18 protein-coding genes are annotated in these 19,106 nt (G+C 47.8%); all 18 read right to left on the bottom strand.

Translation table 11 applies throughout. The features are described 5' to 3' along the window. Positions 1 to 181 precede the first annotated feature (181 nt). The 18 genes from AC6B99_RS13740 to AC6B99_RS13655 all read right to left on the bottom strand — a co-directional run bounded on the left by AC6B99_RS13740 (position 182) and on the right by AC6B99_RS13655 (position 19,105). On the bottom strand, positions 182 to 4,492 hold the full coding sequence (locus AC6B99_RS13740) for a PolC-type DNA polymerase III (protein ID WP_056038149.1): 4,311 nt from the start codon (positions 4,490 to 4,492) through the stop codon (positions 182 to 184). A 510-nt stretch (positions 4,493 to 5,002) separates the two neighbouring features. After that, the gene (gene proS, locus AC6B99_RS13735) at positions 5,003 to 6,451 is read right to left on the bottom strand and encodes a proline--tRNA ligase (protein ID WP_056038153.1); all 1,449 of its coding nucleotides are present in this window, start codon (positions 6,449 to 6,451) and stop codon (positions 5,003 to 5,005) included. A 6-nt stretch (positions 6,452 to 6,457) separates the two neighbouring features. Continuing rightward, positions 6,458 to 7,723, bottom strand: coding sequence for an RIP metalloprotease RseP (gene rseP / locus AC6B99_RS13730; RefSeq protein ID WP_099520654.1), 1,266 nt, complete (start codon positions 7,721 to 7,723; stop codon positions 6,458 to 6,460). A gap of 86 nt (positions 7,724 to 7,809) precedes the next feature. Continuing rightward, positions 7,810 to 8,949: a 1-deoxy-D-xylulose-5-phosphate reductoisomerase gene (locus AC6B99_RS13725; RefSeq protein ID WP_496663546.1), complete on the bottom strand. Its 1,140-nt coding sequence runs from the start codon at positions 8,947 to 8,949 to the stop codon at positions 7,810 to 7,812. 53 nt (positions 8,950 to 9,002) lie between these two features. Further along, the gene (locus AC6B99_RS13720; RefSeq protein ID WP_494881261.1) at positions 9,003 to 9,797 is read right to left on the bottom strand and encodes a phosphatidate cytidylyltransferase; all 795 of its coding nucleotides are present in this window, start codon (positions 9,795 to 9,797) and stop codon (positions 9,003 to 9,005) included. A 28-nt stretch (positions 9,798 to 9,825) separates the two neighbouring features. Next, positions 9,826 to 10,590, bottom strand: coding sequence for an undecaprenyl pyrophosphate synthase (uppS, locus tag AC6B99_RS13715; protein WP_056038167.1), 765 nt, complete (start codon positions 10,588 to 10,590; stop codon positions 9,826 to 9,828). A 157-nt stretch (positions 10,591 to 10,747) separates the two neighbouring features. Beyond that, positions 10,748 to 11,302 carry a ribosome recycling factor gene (gene frr / locus AC6B99_RS13710; protein WP_056038169.1) on the bottom strand — a complete coding sequence of 185 codons (555 nt, stop codon included), beginning with the start codon at positions 11,300 to 11,302 and terminating at the stop codon, positions 10,748 to 10,750. After that, a complete protein-coding gene (pyrH, locus tag AC6B99_RS13705) occupies positions 11,302 to 12,030 on the bottom strand; it encodes a UMP kinase (protein WP_046230744.1) in 729 nt (242 codons plus the stop codon). The genes frr and pyrH overlap by 1 nt, the downstream gene beginning before the upstream one ends. Before the next feature lie 121 nt (positions 12,031 to 12,151). Then, entirely contained in the window at positions 12,152 to 12,802 is a 651-nt protein-coding gene (tsf, locus tag AC6B99_RS13700) for a translation elongation factor Ts (RefSeq protein WP_056038172.1), read from the bottom strand. Positions 12,803 to 12,914: 112 nt separating this feature from the next. Then, positions 12,915 to 13,613 (bottom strand): 30S ribosomal protein S2, encoded by a 699-nt coding sequence (rpsB, locus tag AC6B99_RS13695; protein WP_046230742.1) that lies wholly within the window; start codon positions 13,611 to 13,613, stop codon positions 12,915 to 12,917. A 197-nt stretch (positions 13,614 to 13,810) separates the two neighbouring features. Continuing rightward, a complete protein-coding gene (locus AC6B99_RS13690; protein ID WP_494863950.1) occupies positions 13,811 to 14,413 on the bottom strand; it encodes a hypothetical protein in 603 nt (200 codons plus the stop codon). Next, positions 14,406 to 14,963, bottom strand: coding sequence for a hypothetical protein (locus AC6B99_RS13685; protein WP_496663545.1), 558 nt, complete (start codon positions 14,961 to 14,963; stop codon positions 14,406 to 14,408). The genes AC6B99_RS13690 and AC6B99_RS13685 overlap by 8 nt, the downstream gene beginning before the upstream one ends. A gap of 18 nt (positions 14,964 to 14,981) precedes the next feature. Continuing rightward, positions 14,982 to 15,305, bottom strand: coding sequence for a hypothetical protein (locus AC6B99_RS13680; protein ID WP_056038180.1), 324 nt, complete (start codon positions 15,303 to 15,305; stop codon positions 14,982 to 14,984). 38 nt (positions 15,306 to 15,343) lie between these two features. Then, the gene (locus AC6B99_RS13675) at positions 15,344 to 16,750 is read right to left on the bottom strand and encodes a flagellar assembly protein A (protein ID WP_496663544.1); all 1,407 of its coding nucleotides are present in this window, start codon (positions 16,748 to 16,750) and stop codon (positions 15,344 to 15,346) included. A gap of 14 nt (positions 16,751 to 16,764) precedes the next feature. Next, positions 16,765 to 17,535 carry a FliA/WhiG family RNA polymerase sigma factor gene (locus AC6B99_RS13670; RefSeq protein ID WP_046230737.1) on the bottom strand — a complete coding sequence of 257 codons (771 nt, stop codon included), beginning with the start codon at positions 17,533 to 17,535 and terminating at the stop codon, positions 16,765 to 16,767. 5 nt (positions 17,536 to 17,540) lie between these two features. Beyond that, positions 17,541 to 17,987 (bottom strand): hypothetical protein, encoded by a 447-nt coding sequence (locus AC6B99_RS13665; protein WP_496663543.1) that lies wholly within the window; start codon positions 17,985 to 17,987, stop codon positions 17,541 to 17,543. A gap of 6 nt (positions 17,988 to 17,993) precedes the next feature. Next, entirely contained in the window at positions 17,994 to 18,488 is a 495-nt protein-coding gene (locus tag AC6B99_RS13660) for a chemotaxis protein CheD (RefSeq protein WP_099520662.1), read from the bottom strand. Continuing rightward, positions 18,485 to 19,105: a chemotaxis protein CheC gene (locus AC6B99_RS13655; protein ID WP_496663542.1), complete on the bottom strand. Its 621-nt coding sequence runs from the start codon at positions 19,103 to 19,105 to the stop codon at positions 18,485 to 18,487. Before AC6B99_RS13655 ends, AC6B99_RS13660 begins: the two co-directional genes overlap by 4 nt. Between the last annotated feature and the right edge of the window lies 1 nt (position 19,106).

Below are 19,106 nucleotides of genomic sequence, written 5' to 3'. Positions count from 1 at the left end.
TTGATTTGGCCTTTCAGACCCTTAAAGACCCGAAAACAAAACGTAAAGAGTGGGTTTCCCCACTCTTCTGCATCAAACGCTTATCAACATCATTGCCACGAAAATTATAACATAACCGCATAAGTAGTGACAAGAAAACTTTTCAAGTTGAAATGCTGTACAAATGCCGATATACCACGTTCTAAAACAACGAGAGCTGGTTCGATTCCGGCAATCCTCGGAAACAGCCCATCCCGTTCAGCACCTCGACAATCGTTTTACTCGCCTTCGATCTTTGCTGGAAATCCTCAATCGACAGGTACTCGCCATCATTACGGGAAGCGGCAATATTGCGTGCGGCATTTTCACCAATACCCGGAATCGCTGCAAACGGAGGCACGAGCGAATCGCCATCGACTTGGAATTTTGTCGCATCCGAACGGTAAAGATCAATCGGTTTAAAAGAGAAGCCGCGTGCTGTCATCTCAAGCGCCATCTCGAGCAGCGAGATGCTCGCTTTCTCCTTAGGCAGCGCCGCAAAGCCTTTTTCTTCAATTTCTATCAGCTTGCGTTTGATTGCATCGTAGCCTTGGCACAATATTTCAAGGTCAAAATCTTCCGCGCGAACGGTAAAGTAAGTCGCATAATAAGCAATTGGATAATACAGCTTGAAGTAGGCTGTCCGCACCGCCGAAATAACATAGGCCGCGGCATGCGCCTTCGGAAACATATACTCAATGCGCAAGCAGGAGTCAATGTACCACTGCGGTACTTTGCAGCGCTTCATCTCTTCGATCCATTCGTCAGAAAGTCCCTTGCCCTTACGCACGCTCTCGGTAATTTTGAAGGCCAGACCTGCATCCATGCCCGCCTTGTAAATTAAATAAAGCATAATATCATCCCGGCAGCCGATAACGGTTTTGATATTGCAGGTTCCCTTCTTAATGAGCTCCTGCGCATTGCCGAGCCAAACGCCGGTTCCGTGGGACAACCCGGAAATTTGCAGCAAATCGGCAAAGGAAGACGGCTGCGTCTCCTGAAGCATTTGCCGAACGAACTTCGTACCCATCTCGGGAACGCCATATGTGGCTACTGGCGTACGAATTTTCTCTGGAGAAACATCAAGCGCTTTGGTCGAATTGAACATGCTCATCACTTTAGGATCGTTCATCGGGATCGTTGTTGGGTCAACATCAGTCAAATCCTGAAGCATCCGCATCATCGTCGGATCATCGTGTCCGAGTATATCGAGCTTGAGCAAATTCGTCTCAAAGGCATGATAGTCAAAATGGGTCGTCTTCCATTCTGCATTTACGTCATCAGCCGGATATTGAACTGGTGTTACATCCTCTACTTCGATGTAATCCGGCACAACGACGATACCGCCCGGATGCTGACCAGTACTACGCTTAACGCCCGTTACACCGGCAGCCAGTCTGGACAGCTCGGCACCGCGCCATTTTTTGCCATTTGCTTCTTCATATTTCTTGGCAAAGCCGAAGCCCGTTTTCTCCGCTACCGTACCTATTGTCCCGGCCCGAAATACAGCTTTTTCCCCAAACAGCACCTTTGTGTAGTTATGCGCTATCGGCTGGTATTCACCAGAGAAGTTAAGATCGATATCGGGAACTTTATCACCTTTGAAGCCAAGGAATGTTTCGAACGGGATATCCTGCCCTTCGCCCTTTAGCGGCTCTCCGCATTTTGGACAAGATTTGTCGGGAAGGTCAAAGCCGCTCGGAATGCTGCCATCGAGAAACCATTCGCTATGCTTGCATGCTGGATTTTTGCACATATAATGCGCTGGCAGCGGATTAACCTCGGATATGCCGAGAAACGTAGCTACAACAGAGGAACCAACAGAGCCCCTGGAGCCGACCAAATAGCCGTCCTCATTCGATTTTTTCACAAGACGCTCAGAAATTAAATAGTTCGCGGAAAATCCGAATTTAATAATCGGCACGAGTTCTTTCTCCAACCGGTCAATGACGACTTGCGGCAGATCCTCGCCATAAAATCCTTTAGCTGTATTGTAGCAGGTGGTGCGGATCTCCTCTTCTGCTCCCTCCATAATCGGCGTGAACAACTCCGGAGGAAACAGGTCAAACGGCTCAAAGCGTTCGGCAAGCTGCACCGTATTGGTCACAACGACCTCATACGCCCGTGCTTCTCCAAGGAACGCAAATTCCTTAAGCATTTCATCGGTCGTACGGAAGTGGGCATCCGGCTTGCGCATGTCTTTCAGCGGACTAAAACCCGTAATGCCATGGATCGCAATGTCGCGGAACAGCTTATCCCGAGGATTCAAATAATGGACATTGCCTGTCGCAATAACTGGCTTGCCCAGCTCATCAGCAATTTGGCACACACGGCGGTGTGCTTGCTCGATTTCAGCACGGCTGCCAACGAGACCTTTGTCCACTAAATGCATGTAAAAATCAATCGGCTGAATTTCCAGTACATCATAGAACCGCGCGACTTCTACAGCTTCCTCATACGATTTATTCAGCACCGTTTCGTAAAACTCGCCTTTTTCACATCCGGATATGACGAGCAGCCCTTCGCGCAGCTCCACTAGCTTCGTCCGCGGGATGCTTGCTACCCGTTTAAAATGCTGCGTATGGGAGAGCGATACGAGCTTGTATAAATTTTTCTTGCCGACTGCGTTCAGTGCATAAATACAGCAGTGAAACGGGCGGCTGTTCGATAAATCGATACCGACATAATCATTTAATTGATGCAGGCCTGTAACATTGCGTTCAGCCGCATCGCTAATCAAGCCGAACAATACCCCGCCCAAGGCGATGGAGTCATCAATCGCACGGTGATGGTTTTCCAGGCTGATTTTGTATTTAGCTGACAGCGTATTGAGACGATGATTTTTCAAGCTTGGATGCAAAAACCTTGCCAGCTCCAGTGTATCAAGGACCGGGTTTTTAATTTCCGGCAGGCCAAGCGATTTACAGTTTGCTTGCAAAAACCCGATATCAAAGCGGGCATTGTGGGCAACAAGTACGGTATCGCCAATAAATTCAATGAATTCGCGCAGCTTTGGCTCAAGCTCCGGCGCATCCTGTACCATTTCATCATTAATATTCGTCAATTGCTGAATATGATAAGGAATTTTCTCATGTGGATTAATGAAGGTGGCGAATGTCGCCACTTCTTTGCCATCTTTCATTTTCACGCCGGCAAGCTCGATAATTTTGTTATTAATGACCGAAAGTCCCGTCGTCTCGATATCGAAAACGATGTATTCGGAGCCAGCGAGCGGCTGCTCCCGCGGATTAAGCACTATCGGAACCGCATCATTTACCACGTTAGCCTCTAGGCCAAATAATAGCTGAATGCCGTTCTTTTTCGCTGCTTTCGCTGCTTCCGGGTAACATTGCACGTTGCTGTGGTCAGTGACCGCCATTGCTTTATGTCCCCATTTGGCTGCCATCTTTACATAAGCATCAATGGGAGCCACCGCATCCATCGCGCTCATTGTCGTATGCAGATGAAACTCTACCCGTTTCTCCTCCGCATTGTCTTTGCGGTCTGCTGGTGCATGAACCTCATGCAAATCATTCGGCATCATGACAAGCTCCGGCTCCTGCATAAACCGGTCATATTCGACTCTGCCACGCGCCTTCACCCATTTGCCGTTGGACAATAGATCCAGCACTTTGACATCATCTTTTGTTTTGGCGAACATTTTTAGGGACAAGGAATCGGAGAAATCGGTCAAGTTGAAGGTAAAGAGCGTGCTTCCGTTGCGCAGCTCCTTCTTATCCAGACCGAATACGGCGCCTTGCACCGTTATTTTCTTCTCTTCCTCGCGAATGTTCATCAATGGAACCGGCTCTTCGCGAATGTCATATCCGACCGCCAGTCTTGCCGGCGGCTCGCCATCATCGCCCAATTCCTCAGCTGCGGCGCTAGCCATAATTTGCTGAATGACCTCGCGCTCCTCCGCTACCCGCCGCTGCTCGAACTCTTCGTATACCTCTGCTTTAGCTTCGCCAACGGCAAGCTTTACTTTATAGCTTCGGCTAAACTGCCGCTCATAAAAGCGGGTAATTTCTTCATCTATCCGCTTTTTACGCGCCAGCTCCAGCCCCATTTCATCCAGCATCAGCAGCGTAATAACATCGCCTTCCGTCGTAATCGTTGCTTTGAGAAGCCAACCGTTAACCGAAGCGATTTCCTGCTGCGCCCACTCTTTGAAAAGCGGCCAATATTCGCTCGCAAGCTCTTCTGAAGAAAGCTGCTCATCGTATATAAATTGGAAGGAGGTATCAGCAATATGGGCAAACTTTTGCTTGACCGCCTGGCTTAATCCACTATAGGCCTTATAAGGAACCAAAGACGTTTTGCGTATGCAAAACGTCCACTTGCGGTTGTTCTTGGCGACTACAACCTGATCTATATAACCATCCTGAAAAAAGGATTGTATCATTTCCTGCGGTAATTCCGACTGCTGCAGCAGCAGCTCAAAGCGCTGCCTTTTGTTGTCGGTTTGGCTCATGATTTTATCCACTCCTAACGCTCGCTGGCTTATTTTCGCTGTTGCAATGGGGATGGTCGGCTCGGTTAAGGGGGATCGGCGCTGCGTGAAAGGTTTGGCTTACGATCGCCATTGCTTTCGGATTTCTTCAACATCAAGCCGCATCAGCGGTTGAAATCCGAAAGCAAAAGCTTATGCTTACGAAGCTGCTTTCCTACGGAAAGCTTTAAGCGAACGCTTCGCTTCTCCAGCTCAAACCTTTCACTCCGCTTGCCCCCTTAACCTCGCTCTCCCCACCGCAAAAACCGTTGTATAAGCGCTCGCTAAACCAGCACTTCTCATAGAAGCAGGGAAATGGCTGATTCCATTTCCCTGCCTTGAAATTGCTTTGTAATCAGCATAACACATCAAAACTCAATGCAGAACAAAAAAATACAAATTAAAATTAAAGAAAAAGCGAAAGATTCTGTTGCGTACAATGCACTTCAAGCATTCGAACGAAGACGCTCTGTTGCTACAGGTGAGCCCGTTCTAGTAAGCGCGAGCAAAAACAACTGTATGCTCGGCGGCGTCGCCGCAAACGAGGCATGTGCTCTTTTTCTCGGTAGGCTCGAATGGAATGTTGCGGCTTGTTGCTCCCGTCTCTTCCTTGACCTGCTTCTCGCATGCTTCCGAGCCACACCAGCCCGCAAGCACAAAGCCGCGCTGCTCCTCTTGCGATGCCTTCATTTCATCCAGCGTATCTACCGAATAGAAATGATCCTCGCGGAACTGCTTCGCTTTCTCAAACATTTCATTATGGATTTGCACAAGCATCGCTTCTACTTCAGCGACGAGATTAGCCTGCTCGACTACCTTCTTCTCGCCGCTAATGCGTGATACGAGTACTACTTGTCCATTTTCCATATCACGTGGCCCCAGTTCCAGACGAAGCGGAATGCCGCGCATTTCATATTCATTGAACTTCCAGCCAGGGCTTACGTCCGAACGGTCATCCACCTTGACGCGAACACCCGCTTTTTTAAGCTCGGCATATAGCTCATCTACCCGGCCGACAACTTGGTCGCGCGTTTTCGCTGGACCGATAGGAATCATAATCACTTGTGTTGGAGCGACTTTAGGCGGCAACGCAAGGCCACGATCGTCACCATGCACCATAATCATAGCGCCAATGAGACGGGTACTCACACCCCATGAGGTCGTATGGGCAAATTGCAGCTGATTTTCACGGTCCAAATATTTAATATCAAATGCTACGGCAAATTTCGTTCCCAAGTAATGAGAAGTTCCCGCCTGTACGGCACGGCCATCCTTCATCATCGCTTCAATCGAATACGTATCTACTGCGCCCGCAAAACGCTCCGAAGGCGTCTTTTGTCCAACAACGACCGGAATCGCCAGAAATTCCTCGACAAAGTCACGGTAAATGCCGAGCATTTGCATCGTTTCTTGACGAGCTTCCTCTTCATTCTCATGCGCTGTATGGCCTTCCTGCCATAGAAACTCACTTGTGCGCAGGAAAGGCAGCGTGCGTTTCTCCCAGCGGACTACATTCGCCCATTGGTTAATGAGCAGCGGTAGGTCGCGGTACGATTGAATCCATTTGGCATACATATGCCCGAACATCGTCTCCGAAGTTGGACGAATAGCAAGGCGCTCCTCAAGCTTCTCGCCTGCTGCTTCTGTTACCCAAGGAAGCTCAGGATTAAAGCCCTCGACATGCTCCTTTTCCTTCTGGAAAAAGCTTTCTGGAATAAAGAGCGGGAAATACGCATTGCGATGTCCGGTTTCTTTAAAGCGGCGGTCCAGATCACGTTGAATATTTTCCCATAGCTCATAACCTTCCGGGCGAAAAATAATACATCCGCGCACCGGCGAATAATCCATAAGCTCGGCTTTTTTAATGACATCAATATACCATTTCGAGAAATCCTCGCTTTGCGGCGTAATTTCCGAAACAAATTTTTTATCTTTAGACATAAAAGGTTAAGACTCCCCTCGCACCAATCGCAAAATATCGTTATAGGTTACTACCAGCATCAGCAGCATAATGAGCGCAAAGCCGACGAAATGAACCATGCTTTCCCGGTTCGGGTCAATCGGTCTGCCGCGCAGCGCTTCCAGCCCGAGAAAAATAAGTCTGCTTCCATCCAGTGCTGGAATGGGCAGCAAGTTGAAAATCCCCAAATACAAGCTCAGCATAGCGGTCCATCGCGTCAATTCGGCGATGCCCTGCTTGGCAATTTGACTGGTTACCTCTGCTGTACGCACAGGCCCACCCAAATCATCCAGCTTAAAATCACCGGTGACGAGCTTCTTAAAGCCTTCAAAAATGATAACGGTCATCTGCTTCATCAGCTTGCCTGCACCCGTTACCGTTTCTGTAATCGTTGCAGAGCGCGTCTTGTAAGCAGCCGTGATCCCGACTTTACCGACTCCTTGGTCATCCGGAGCTGGCGTCAGCTCGATCTTCTGCGCTACGCCGCCGCGCACAATGTCCATTTGAATCGGCACGCCAGGCGAACCGCCAATAATCTCAATCATTTTATCATAATCCGTACCAATTGGCGTACCATTAATCGCTTGAATCATGTCGCCGCTTTGCAATTGGGCCTTTTCTGCCGGCATCCCCTTGCTAATCGAATCCACGAGCAAATTTTCCGGTGTACCCGCGAGTTGAATATAAGCGCCACACAATACAAACGCCAGCACAAAATTCATAAACGGACCGGCAAAAATAGCCCGTGCCCGCGCAGCTACCGATTTGCTGCCAAACTGCCTGTCCAGCGGGGCAATTTGCGTTTCTTTGCCTTTGCTAATCATCAATGCTTGTGGATGCAGCGCAAAACGTTCCTTCTCGCCTTCAATGTCGAGCGTAACGAACAAATCCCTTTCCAGGTCGATCTGAGTCACTTCGCCACGAATGACGCCGCTGCGCTCATCTAGACGGTCCAGGTACAATCTCGTTACCTTATCCTCTTTAAGCTTGATGGCAATTGTCTGCCCAGAGGCAACGTCCACAATTTCCGGGTCCTCGCCTGCCATACGGACGAAGCCACCTGCCGGAACGAGGCGAATGGTAAATCGCGTCTCGCCGCGCTTAATGGAAATGAGCTTAGGTCCAAAACCAATGGCAAATTCCCTAACCAATATCCCTGCTCGTTTGGCAAAATAATAGTGGCCCCATTCGTGGATAGTCACGATTACAAAAAACACGAGCACGGTTAATAAAACAATCTGAATCGTCTCCATATAGAGCCTCCTGTTCGTAACGGCCTGTACATAGATTATCATTATTCTCCTACCCGTTACAAGAGAACCGCGAGGCAGCGCACGAGTTACACAGTAGCAGCCATTCGACGTGCCCAGCTGTCGACTTCAGCGATAGCTTCAAGAGTATCAACCACCGTTACAAGATGGCGAGTGAGCACTTCCTCAATCGTGCGCTCAATATCCAGAAATTCAATTTCGCCAGCAAGAAACCGGGCCACCGCTACTTCATTCGCCGCATTATATACCGTTGGCGCCGATTGTCCCGCTTTGCCGCATTCGAAAGCGAGACGCAGGCACGGATACCGTTCAAAGTCCATCTCTCGAAAATGAAGCTTGCCAATCGCAGCCAAATCAAGCCGGCCGGTAGGCGTTGGATAGCGATGCGGATACGTTAGCGCATATTGAATCGGTACGCGCATATCAGGCAGTCCCAGCTGTGCAATTACGCTATGGTCAGTAAACTCCACATAAGAATGAATGATACTCTCTGGATGAACAAGAACATGGATTTGATCGTATGTAACATCAAACAGCCAGTGGGCTTCAATAACTTCCAGCCCTTTATTAGCCATTGTGGCAGAATCGATTGTGATTTTAGCACCCATGGACCAATTAGGATGATTCAGCGCTTCCGCCACTGTAACACCTTTCAATTGCTCGCGCGTGCGATCGCGGAATGAGCCGCCTGAGGCAGTCAGCGTAAGCTGGCTAAGCGATCTGCGATCTTCTCCATTCAGGCACTGAAAAATAGCCGAATGCTCGCTGTCAATCGGTATAATCGAAACACCCTTCTGCCTTGCACGTTCCATTACGATATGACCCGCCGTTACGAGCGTCTCTTTATTTGCAAGGCCAATCATTTTGCCCGCTTCAATGGCAGCAAGCGTTGCAGGGAGCCCTCTGCTGCCCATAATCGCTGTAACGACAATATCGGCTTCGGTCTCCCCAGCAAGCTCAATTAAGCCCTGCTCGCCAAAAATGACCCGTGTTCCCGCAGGCAGCGAAGAGGCAACCGCTTCAGCCGCTTCCTTCGTTGACAAGCAAACGATGGATGGCTTGAAGCGGATCGCCTGCTGAATCAGCAGGTCCGTATTGCTGCCCGCCGATAAGCCGACAACCTGAAAACGCTCCGGGTCGTTTGCAATAACATCCAGCGTTTGCGTGCCAATGGAGCCTGTTGAGCCAAGAATCGTTATTTTTTTCATCTCAATCTCCTCTGACACTCGGATTAGACATGTGCTTTTGCATCTCTTACAAATTACATGGGGAGCAGACCGGAGAGCACGATCAACGGAAATACGATAATCCAGCTGTCGCAACGGTCCAGAACGCCGCCATGTCCAGGCAATATGCGGCCTGTATCTTTGATATCACGTACTCGTTTGTAAGCGGATTGAATTAAATCGCCAAACTGTCCGGCTACAGCGGCCAGCAGCCCAATAAGAAGCGCTTTGCCAAATACGATGACGTCGGGGAAGAAAAAAGCTCCGATAGCTGCCACAACAAGCGACAGCACAACGCCTCCGAGCGCCCCCTCAATCGTTTTATTCGGACTAATGGATGGCCAGAGCTTGTTTTTGCCAAAAGCCTTCCCGGCAAAATAGGCGCCAATGTCTGAGGACCATATGCAGCCAAGAAGCAAAAATGTCCAAAACAAGCCATGATCATCCATCTGTCTTACCGCATTCATCGCTCCAAAGCCCATCCCAACGTACAGCGCACCAAGCAGCATAAATGCCGCATGATCGATCGTTGTTTTGTTTTTGGTCAAGACCGTTAGAGCAAGCAGCAAAAAGGCCAGCACCCACGTTACAAACATGAAGGATGGCGTTTCTACCCCAATTAAGTTCCATGGTAGCACAAAAAACAGCACACCCGCGTATCCGAGCAATGAAGCCGGATGAGCCCAAGCTTGGCCGTTCATCTTGACATATTCAGTAAAGCCTACCATCGCGAGCAATACGAGCAGACCAGCATATAGCCAGCTTCCCGCTACTGCAAGCGCAATAAAAAATGCGCCTGCTACTACTCCCGTCACTATTCGCTGTTTCAATGTATAGGTCACACTCCGTTATCGAAGCTTATAGTCCGCCATATCGCCGTGCGCGCCGCCCATACTCCTCAATCGCTTCTTCGAAATGGGCCTCTGAAAATTCAGGCCAATAGACGTCCGTAAACCACATTTCGCTATAGGCAAGCTGCCAAAGCATAAAATTGCTTAAACGCAATTCTCCGCTCGTGCGAATCAGCAGATCAGGATCCGGAAGGTCGCGGGTCAATAAATGCGAACTCATCACATGATCATCTATTTGGTCACAGGTGAGCCGTCCTTCTTGCACATCCGCTGCGATCTCCTTGATCGCTTCAAGCATTTCCTTGCGGCTGCCATAGTTTAGCGCAAAAGTAAGTACGAGTCCCGTATTATTTGCCGTCTTGCTCATTGCTTCGTCCAACGCTTTAATCGTAAAGGACGGGAGATCCTCCCTGTGCCCCATGACGCGAACCTGAACATTTTTTTGCATCAAATCGTCTATTTCAATTTCTAGAAATTGCTGAGGGAGCTTCATTAAAAAATCAACTTCGTCTTTAGGCCTTTTCCAGTTTTCCGTCGAAAAAGCATAAAGCGTTAAATATTTAACGCCGAGCCGGTCTGCTGCCATCGTAATGCGTCTGACCGCTTTCATCCCGGAATGATGACCCGCTATTCGCGGTAATCCACGGTCTTTGGCCCAACGCCCGTTTCCATCCATAATAACAGCAACATGTTCAGGCACGTTGTCTAATCGTGGCGGCGCTGCCGGACGTGGGGACGATTTGCTAAATTTAGCCCAAAGTCGACTGATCATCTTCGTTCCTCCAACCCGGATTTAACAAGCGTAAACGGCTGCCACCGTACCCAATAGAAGGCAGCTTGCGTTTCGCGATGATATATAAGGCATTTCAAAAAAAATAAAAGCCTTATATTTAAACCAAACCCCACCTAACGGAGGGGCTTTAGTGAAATTATACTTCCATAATTTCTTTTTCTTTAGCTACTAATACTTTATCCACTTCTACGATAAAACGGTCTGTCAGCTTTTGAATGTCATCTTGATGACGACGGGACTCATCTTCTGAAATGTCCGTTTTCTCCAGCTTCTTCACATCATCATTCGCATCGCGACGGATGTTGCGGACAGCTACCTTCGCTTCTTCACCGAATCTTTTCGTCATTTTGACAAGATCAGTACGACGCTCCTCGGTCAGCGGCGGAATCGAAATGCGAATCGTTGAGCCGTCATTAGCTGGCGTCAAACCAAGATCCGATTTCATAATCGCTTTTTCAATAGCTGCAAGGGAGGTTTTATCCCACGGCTGAATCATCAGCGTCCGGGAATCCGGCGTGTTAATGTTGGCCAGTTGTGCAACTGGTGTCAATGCGCCGTAATATTCAACTTGCACACGATCAAGCAAAGCTGCTGATGCGCGGCCTGCACGCAGGCTGGCCAAATCGCGGCGCAGTGCACCGATTGCTTTCTCCATACGTTCTTCGGCATTTTTCTTAATAGCTTGAGGCATTATTTCGCACTTCCTCTCACAATGGTGCCAATTTTCTCGCCCAGCACGACCCGCTTAATATTATCCTGCTCTGTAATTGCAAATACAACGAGCGGAATATTGTTGTCCATGCATAGCGAAGATGCTGTCGCATCCATAACACCAAGATTTTTATTTAATACTTCCATGTAAGTAAGCTCTTCGAACTTAACTGCAGTTGGATCTTTGAATGGATCAGCAGAGTATACGCCATCCACTTTGTTTTTAGCCATCAAAATGACTTCTGCTTCAATCTCAGCAGCACGCAAAGCAGCTGTCGTATCTGTTGAGAAGAACGGATTGCCTGTGCCAGCAGCGAAAATAACGACGCGGCCTTTCTCCAGGTGGCGAATAGCACGACGTCTAATGTACGGCTCAGCGATTTGCTGCATAGCAATCGAGGATTGTACGCGGGTTGGCACTTCAATTTGTTCCAATGCATCCTGTAGAGCAAGAGAATTCATAACTGTAGCCAGCATACCCATGTAATCCGCCGTTGCGCGATCAATCCCTTTAGCAGTTCCTGCAATTCCGCGCCAAATATTACCGCCGCCTACAACAATGGCAACTTCAACACCGAATGCTACAACTTCCTTTACTTGCTCAGCAATAGAAGCAATTGTCGAAGCCTCAATACCGTAGCCGTTATTTCCTGCCAACGATTCGCCGCTAACTTTTAATACTATACGTTTAAACACGGGTTTTTCCAACGTTGCTTACCTCCATGAATGAATCTAAAGCTCTTAGATTGCATCCGGTTATCAAAATATAAAGTTTCTCCGCTTACGAAAGCAGGCGAGGCGGACGCCCCGCCCCGCCTTTGCGATCGGTTTACAGTTTAGCTTGCGACATAACTTCTTCTACGAAGTTATCAACTTTTTTCTCAAGACCTTCGCCCAGCTCATAACGAACGAAACGACGGATTGAAATGTTTTCACCAATTTTGTTGATTTTATCGTTAAGAAGCTCGGAAATCGTTTGGTCTGGGTTTTTGATGAACGTTTGCTCAAGCAAGCAATATTCTTCATAGTATTTGGAAATACGGCCTTCAACCATTTTATCAACGATTTTTTCAGGCTTGCCTTCGTTAAGTGCTTGTGCACGCAAAATTTCGCGTTCTTTTTCAAGCTCATCGCCAGGAACTTCTTCGCGGCGAACGAATTTAGGGTTTGCAGCAGCGATTTGCATCGCGATATCTCTTGCAAACTCACGGAATTGGTCTGTTTTAGCAACGAAGTCTGTTTCACAGTTAACTTCAACTAGAACGCCAATACGGCCGCCAGCGTGAATGTAGGATTCTACAACGCCTTCTGTTGCGATACGACCAGCTTTGTTAGCTGCAGCAGCAAGGCCTTTCTCACGAAGGAATTCAATCGCTTTCGTGATATCGTTGTCTGTATGATCCAAAGCTTTTTTACAATCGAGCATTCCTGCTCCTGTTCTTTCGCGAAGTTCTTTTACTGCGCTCGCACTAACTGCCATTTTGAGCCCTCCTGAAGGTTTCGATTTATTTAATTAGGTATTCGTGAAAAAAGGGCGGTGAGAGGCTTTCACCTTCTGACCGCCCTTCGCCTAATAGCTTACGTTTATTGAATTAAGCAGTTGTTTGCTCACCTTGGTTAGCTTCAACAATTGCATCAGCCATCTTGGACGTAAGCAATTTAACCGCACGAATTGCATCATCATTACCAGGAATGACATAGTCAATTTCGTCTGGATCGCAGTTTGTATCAACGATACCTACGATAGGAATTCCAAGTTTGCGTGCTTCAGCAACAGCGATACGCTCTTTACGAGGATCGATGATGAACAAAGCGCTAGGCAACGATTTCATGCCTTTGATGCCGCCAAGGAATTTTTCCAAACGGTCTTTTTCTTTGCGAAGAATAATAACTTCTTTCTTAGGAAGAACTTCGAAAGTGCCGTCCTCTTCCCATTTCTCCAAAGTTTTCAAACGGTCGATACGTTTTTGAATCGTTTGGAAGTTAGTCAGCGTACCGCCGAGCCAACGTTGGTTGATGTAGAAGTTGCCGCAACGCTCAGCTTCTTCCTTAACGGAATCTTGAGCTTGCTTCTTCGTGCCCACGAACAGCATAGTGCCGCCCTCTGCAGCGATCGAGCGAACGAAGTTATAAGCCTCGTCAACTTTTTTAACTGTTTTTTGCAAATCGATAATGTAAATTCCGTTTCTTTCAGTGAAGATATAACGATCCATCTTCGGGTTCCAACGACGAGTCTGATGACCGAAGTGTACCCCAGCTTCAAGTAGCTGTTTCATGGAAATAACCGCCATTTCTCCAACACCTCCTGATAATGGTTTTTTTGTAGTGCCCTCCGCCGACGTCATCTTTCGTTAAAACTTCCACCTAAGCAGAAGCACCGTTAACGAAATTAATCAGCGTGTGTTTTTAACACCGTCAATTAATATACCATAACTGCATGCCGTACGCAACAATCTCCGAGCGAAAATTACCGCATTCCGCCATTTTATTATGAATTAAAAGCTTTTACTTCCTCTGGTGTCATCGGCTGTGTCGTAATGGTTGTAATAACTTCCTCAAGCGAAGGATTCCCGGTAAACAAAAAATAACCGGCGCGAACCAGTTTCTTTTCTTGCTTCATTTTGCGGATAAATGCCGCTTTATCACTAATCAGCTTCTCCTTGGCCAGCAGCTCAGACGCCGCAGTCAAATTCGTTCCTGCCTGAATGCGAACCATTTTGCGAATGGTATTTTCATCCGTGTCCGCAGCAGCTGAAGAATTATCCGTTGGCACTGCTGATGCCTTTGGGGAAGCTGGGGCGGAGGCTTGCGGAGCAGCGCTTTCAGAAGGCATTTGTTTAGGCGAAGCGGTTGGTGAAGGCACTGCCGCTGCTTCGCTTTCTTCCTTTATGCTGCTCGTTGCCCTCTGCGCTTCAACAATCGCATCGACTTCACTTTGCGAATATATCTTTTCCTCTTGCCCAGCATCTGCATTGTCGCGGTTACTGAGCTTTTGCTGGCTGGATTCGCCAATCATCATCATTTGGAGCAATAATGCGCCGATAATAATGCCAAGGCCAAGCCCGGTTAAAAAAACACGGTTTTTAAACACGGGCACTCTCCTCCTGTTTCGCAAGCTGAAGGATAAGCTGAACCTCGCCCTTGTTCATGTTCATTTTTTTTGCAATTGCCTCAATAGACTTGCCTTGCTGATGAAGCGCAAACAAATCGGCATAACGCTCTTGAATCGATTGCTTCACTGGCGGAGCTGGCTCTTCCAGCTCTTCAGGCTCTTCCTGTAGCGCAGCTGGAGCGGGTGTAATGGGAACGTCAACCTTGACCGGCATCACCTGGGCAGCTTGCACCGACACTGCGGAAGCCTTCTGCTGCTCAAAAAGCTGCTCCATAGCGCTATATTTACGCTCCAGTTCGGCTAAACGCTCCTCGCTGCGCTGTGCCTTAGCACGTGCTTCCTCTTGTGATTGCACGATAAGTGCAGTAAGCTCCCGATTGTCCTGCTCCATGTTTTCCATAAACTGTTCCAGTGAAACTTCCATATTATTGACGGCTTGCGCGGCTGCGGGCTGTTTCCTTCTAGGCAAAAGCAACCCAAAAACAACAACTACTGCGCCAAGCAAAACTATGTATTGCCAGTTAGACATGCTTGCTCCCACCTGCCTTTAAAGCGAAATATCTACATGATGTCCCTTATAGGGATGCACAGGGGGATGGCTTTCTTCATGCTTGTCCTGCCCATCCTGTTTTTTGTGTTTGCCCTTGCGTTCATCAGATTGCTTGCTTGTTTCTTGATCCTGACGAACGTTTAGGCCGACGGAATGCTCAACTTCCGTATTTTTGTGGCGAACAAGCTCGGTCTGTGCAGCCTGCTGCTCAGCAAGCTTCGTCTGGTCCGACATCGGCTTATGATTCATATGGCTTTGAAGTCCGCTGGACTCCGGTGTGCGAGGAACCGATATTTGCAAATCAATAGGTTTGAAAGCCATCTTGAATACCTCCCTATTGGGTCAGCTTGCTCAAGTTTTTACGAACGGTAACTCACCTGCGAAATATCTCCATCTAAATACTGAAAGGAAACACGCTGCAGCGGGTCTTTAATATATTTCGTATATCGGCCAATTACAATTTTGATTCCGCCATAAATAATGTTATTGACGTCAACCCCAGCTTGCTCGCTATCTTCAAGCGTGCGCTCAATGTCTAAAATCCGTTCACGGAACTGCTCAACCTCTGTTAGCGACTGCCGTTTGGTCGCGCTTAGCTTAATGCGCATGGCCATTTTGTCATCTGTTAGCTGCCCAAATGCAGCCAATTGATCCAAAATCACAAGCGCTTTATCCGCCTTATCCATGCTCTCGTTGTGCTGCTTGAGTTTTGTGCGCAATTCCAGCAGTTCTGAGCGATGCTCCGGCTTTACACCTACTTCAACTACTGTTGCCGTAGACATGGTATTACCGATTGTACGAGCTTTAACCCGCTCGCCCGCTTGAATAGTCCCGCCAACGATCAGCCCCTTGGCTCCTGAACAAATGACGTTTTTACCAGCGCGAACATTCGAATGCATAATGCTTTGCGATACGAGCACATCATCGCCGGCAATAACGTTGCCGTCCTGGATAAAGGAGCATTTCACATTTTTTCCCGCTTTGACAAAACCTTTGTTGCCGGCCATAATGCCGCCTGATATTTCAATAGAGCCTTCAGCGTCCAAATCGGCGCCCTCAACTCCGCCAATGATGCGAATATCCCCGGCAGATTTGACGCGGAAGCCGCTAAGCACATTCCCTCGGATGACTACGGTACCGACAAAATCAATATTTCCTATTTTATAATCTACGTCGCCATTCACTTCGTAAATAGGAAATACATTGATTTTATCCTTATCCGTCATCGTAATGAGACCGTCCAGTGCCGCATACATTGCAGTTTGCTCATTGTTCAGCACGACATTTTTTCCTATTTTAAAACGCGCTGCCTTGCCTTCTTTCGAAGCAACCTCATCCCCGGTTACCGTCTTGCCCGGCTCACCAGTAGCAGGTTCGACCAGTTCAGCAATCAGCTGGCCGCGCGTCACATTTTTCAACTGCGTCATTTCCTTAAAATCTACGGTGCCGTCTTCATTTTCAACTGGGCGCCGCTCTTTGCTTTTCATATCGTAAATAAATTGAACAAAGCCGTCCTTGCCAACCTCAGCAGGCTTTCCTTCAGCAATTAAAGTTTGCTCTTTATAAAAAGCGAGCGGATTGTTACAAATGTTTTGAAGGACGCCGGGCACAATTCCAACGCTCACTCCGCTACTTTGCACAAACTGCTCTAATTGTTCAACCGAGCATTCAAAATCATCCGTCAAACGTTTGAATGTCAAAAAGGCTGACATTTTATCGGCGGATATTTGAACGCTCATAATGGTATCTAATGATTGACCTTCCATTACACGCCTCCACTCTAGTACTGCATTAGTTGATCTTTATGCTTGGATAAAGCTCCTCTAAGACGTAAAATAGCTTTGGAATGGAGCTGCGAAATTCGTGACGGCGAGAGCGACATGACGTCTGCAATCTCACTTAAAGACAGCTCTTCATAATAAAAAAGGGAAACGACGATACGTTCCTTCTCCGTCAGCTTCTCTATTCCATTAACCAATGAATCTTTCAAATATACTTCATGGACTTTATGGTCAGGATTTTTTGCCCGTTCATCCACGAGCAGCGAAAGTCTTGTTTCCGATTCTTCCTCGCGAAGAGGATCCTCAAGCGAACATACAGTCGTTACCGCAATCTCTTGAAGCATCGTTGTAAACTCCTTTTCCGTTATGTTCAGGTAATTGCTAATTTCAGCATCGGAAACCGAGCGTAAATACTGTTGTTCCAGCTTTTGATAAGCCTCTTCCACTTTTTTCGCTTTCTCTCTCACGGACCTCGGTACCCAGTCGCCTTGACGGAGACCATCAATAATTGCGCCGCGAATGCGCCAGGATGCATAGGTCTCAAACTGCAGCCCCCGGCAATAGTCAAACTTCTCTATTGCATCAATTAAACCCATAACGCCATTGCTGGCAAGGTCATCCTTGGATACGTTTTTAGGCAGGCCAATAGCCATACGATTGGTCACATAATCAACAAGCGGCAAATATTGCTCAATAAGCCGCTTCTTCGCTTCAATATCCCCTTCTTCTTTCCAAGCTTGCCACATCGGAATGTTTAAAGAAGCAATCATATTTTTCACCCTCCTGTCAGGTGACGTACTACTTTAGCCAGTTCTTCCGGTTCTTTGTTTTGTGCAGACACGAGCTGTGGCGGCGCTAATGGCCGAAACGGCTCGTGCTCTTGTTCCATTGGCTGCTTGCTATCTGCCTCATCTTGCGCTGGGCGAATATCCAGACCGTCTTTCAACAGCTGATTTAAATCTTCGCTTTCATCCGGCGTAGTCAAATTAAACTGTGTTCCTATTCCATCTTCTTCTGCAGCGCCGGTATCCAGCAATGCCGGCGGCTTCAAAATAAACGTAAGCACTGCACGCAGTATAAACGCAATGACAACAAAGGCGATGAATGCATATACACTGCGCAGCAGTATGACTGTGACCGCATTTTTACCGAGTGAGAAAAGAATCGTTAATATAACACCCGTTAGTCCTAATCCGACATTCCATCGCCAATTTCCGATCATAATAATTCAAATCTCCTTTATTCCAAGCTGTACGCTGCGAATGAGTAACAGACCGCTTCCGCTGTCGAACTCAATGGTGCGACCATAATTGCCGCCTGTATCCTGTGCAAACACAGGAATTTTGAACTTGTTGACGATCTCAAGGCAAGATTCGACATTTCGCGGACCAATACGCATAGAGTCCGATTGACCTGAAAAGGCGAACATTTGAGCGCCTCCAGCCATTTTCGCTACAAGGCGATTTTGCTGTGCGCCCACATGCTTCATCCGTTCAACAAGCTCAGGAATGGCCGTATCCGCATATTTCGCCAAGTTAATCGTTGCCTCTCTTGCAATTTCAGAGGAAGGCAGCATAACATGGGCCATTCCGGCTACTTTATTAACCGGATCATAAAGCGTAAGTCCTACACAAGAACCAAGCCCTGTTGTTTTGAGGACGGAACCCTCAGTTGCAATATTTAAATCAGCCATTCCAACCTTAATCAAATTTTGCTGTATCATTCGACATTTACTCCCAGAGCGCGGAAAATTTTTGTAAATGATTCAGGGTCGGGTATGAGGAAGAAATGGCCTTCCAGGTCTTGGCAGTCCTCGAGAAATGTCGTCTCAATCAACAGCGCGGAATCGCCCATCTCGCCATATTGCAGCAAGCCATAGCTTAAAATAGCTCCCGCCATGTCCAGTGCAACGGATGGAACCGATGGAGCCATCACCAAATGGGTAAAATCAGCCAACGAAGACAGATACGAGCCGGTCAAAATATTTCCGATTTCGCATAAAGCCGACAGCTCCATTTCGGAATAGCCGTTCTCATCATCATGAGGCAATGACAGCAGCTGAGTCAGCAAACGCTTCGCTGCGTCCTCCTGAATGATAAAAAACATATTGCCCGGCGCTTCGCCTTCCACTCTTAAAAACACCGCGATGACGACCTGCTCCATACCGCCTACGCGATCGGCAATTTCTTCGAAGGGCAGCAGGCTGACCTTCGGAACACCCATATCGACTGGCTTGTTAAGAAGACGAGACAATGCAGTAGCTGCATTGCCCGCGCCTATATTGCCGACTTCCTTTAGTACGTCAAGCTCAAAAGCTTCAAACTTGCTGAACTGTGCCACT

This window comes from Paenibacillus liaoningensis (genome assembly GCF_059609455.1).
Note: the sequence above shows the minus strand (reverse complement) of the source record. Positions and strands in the feature narration are given on the sequence as shown.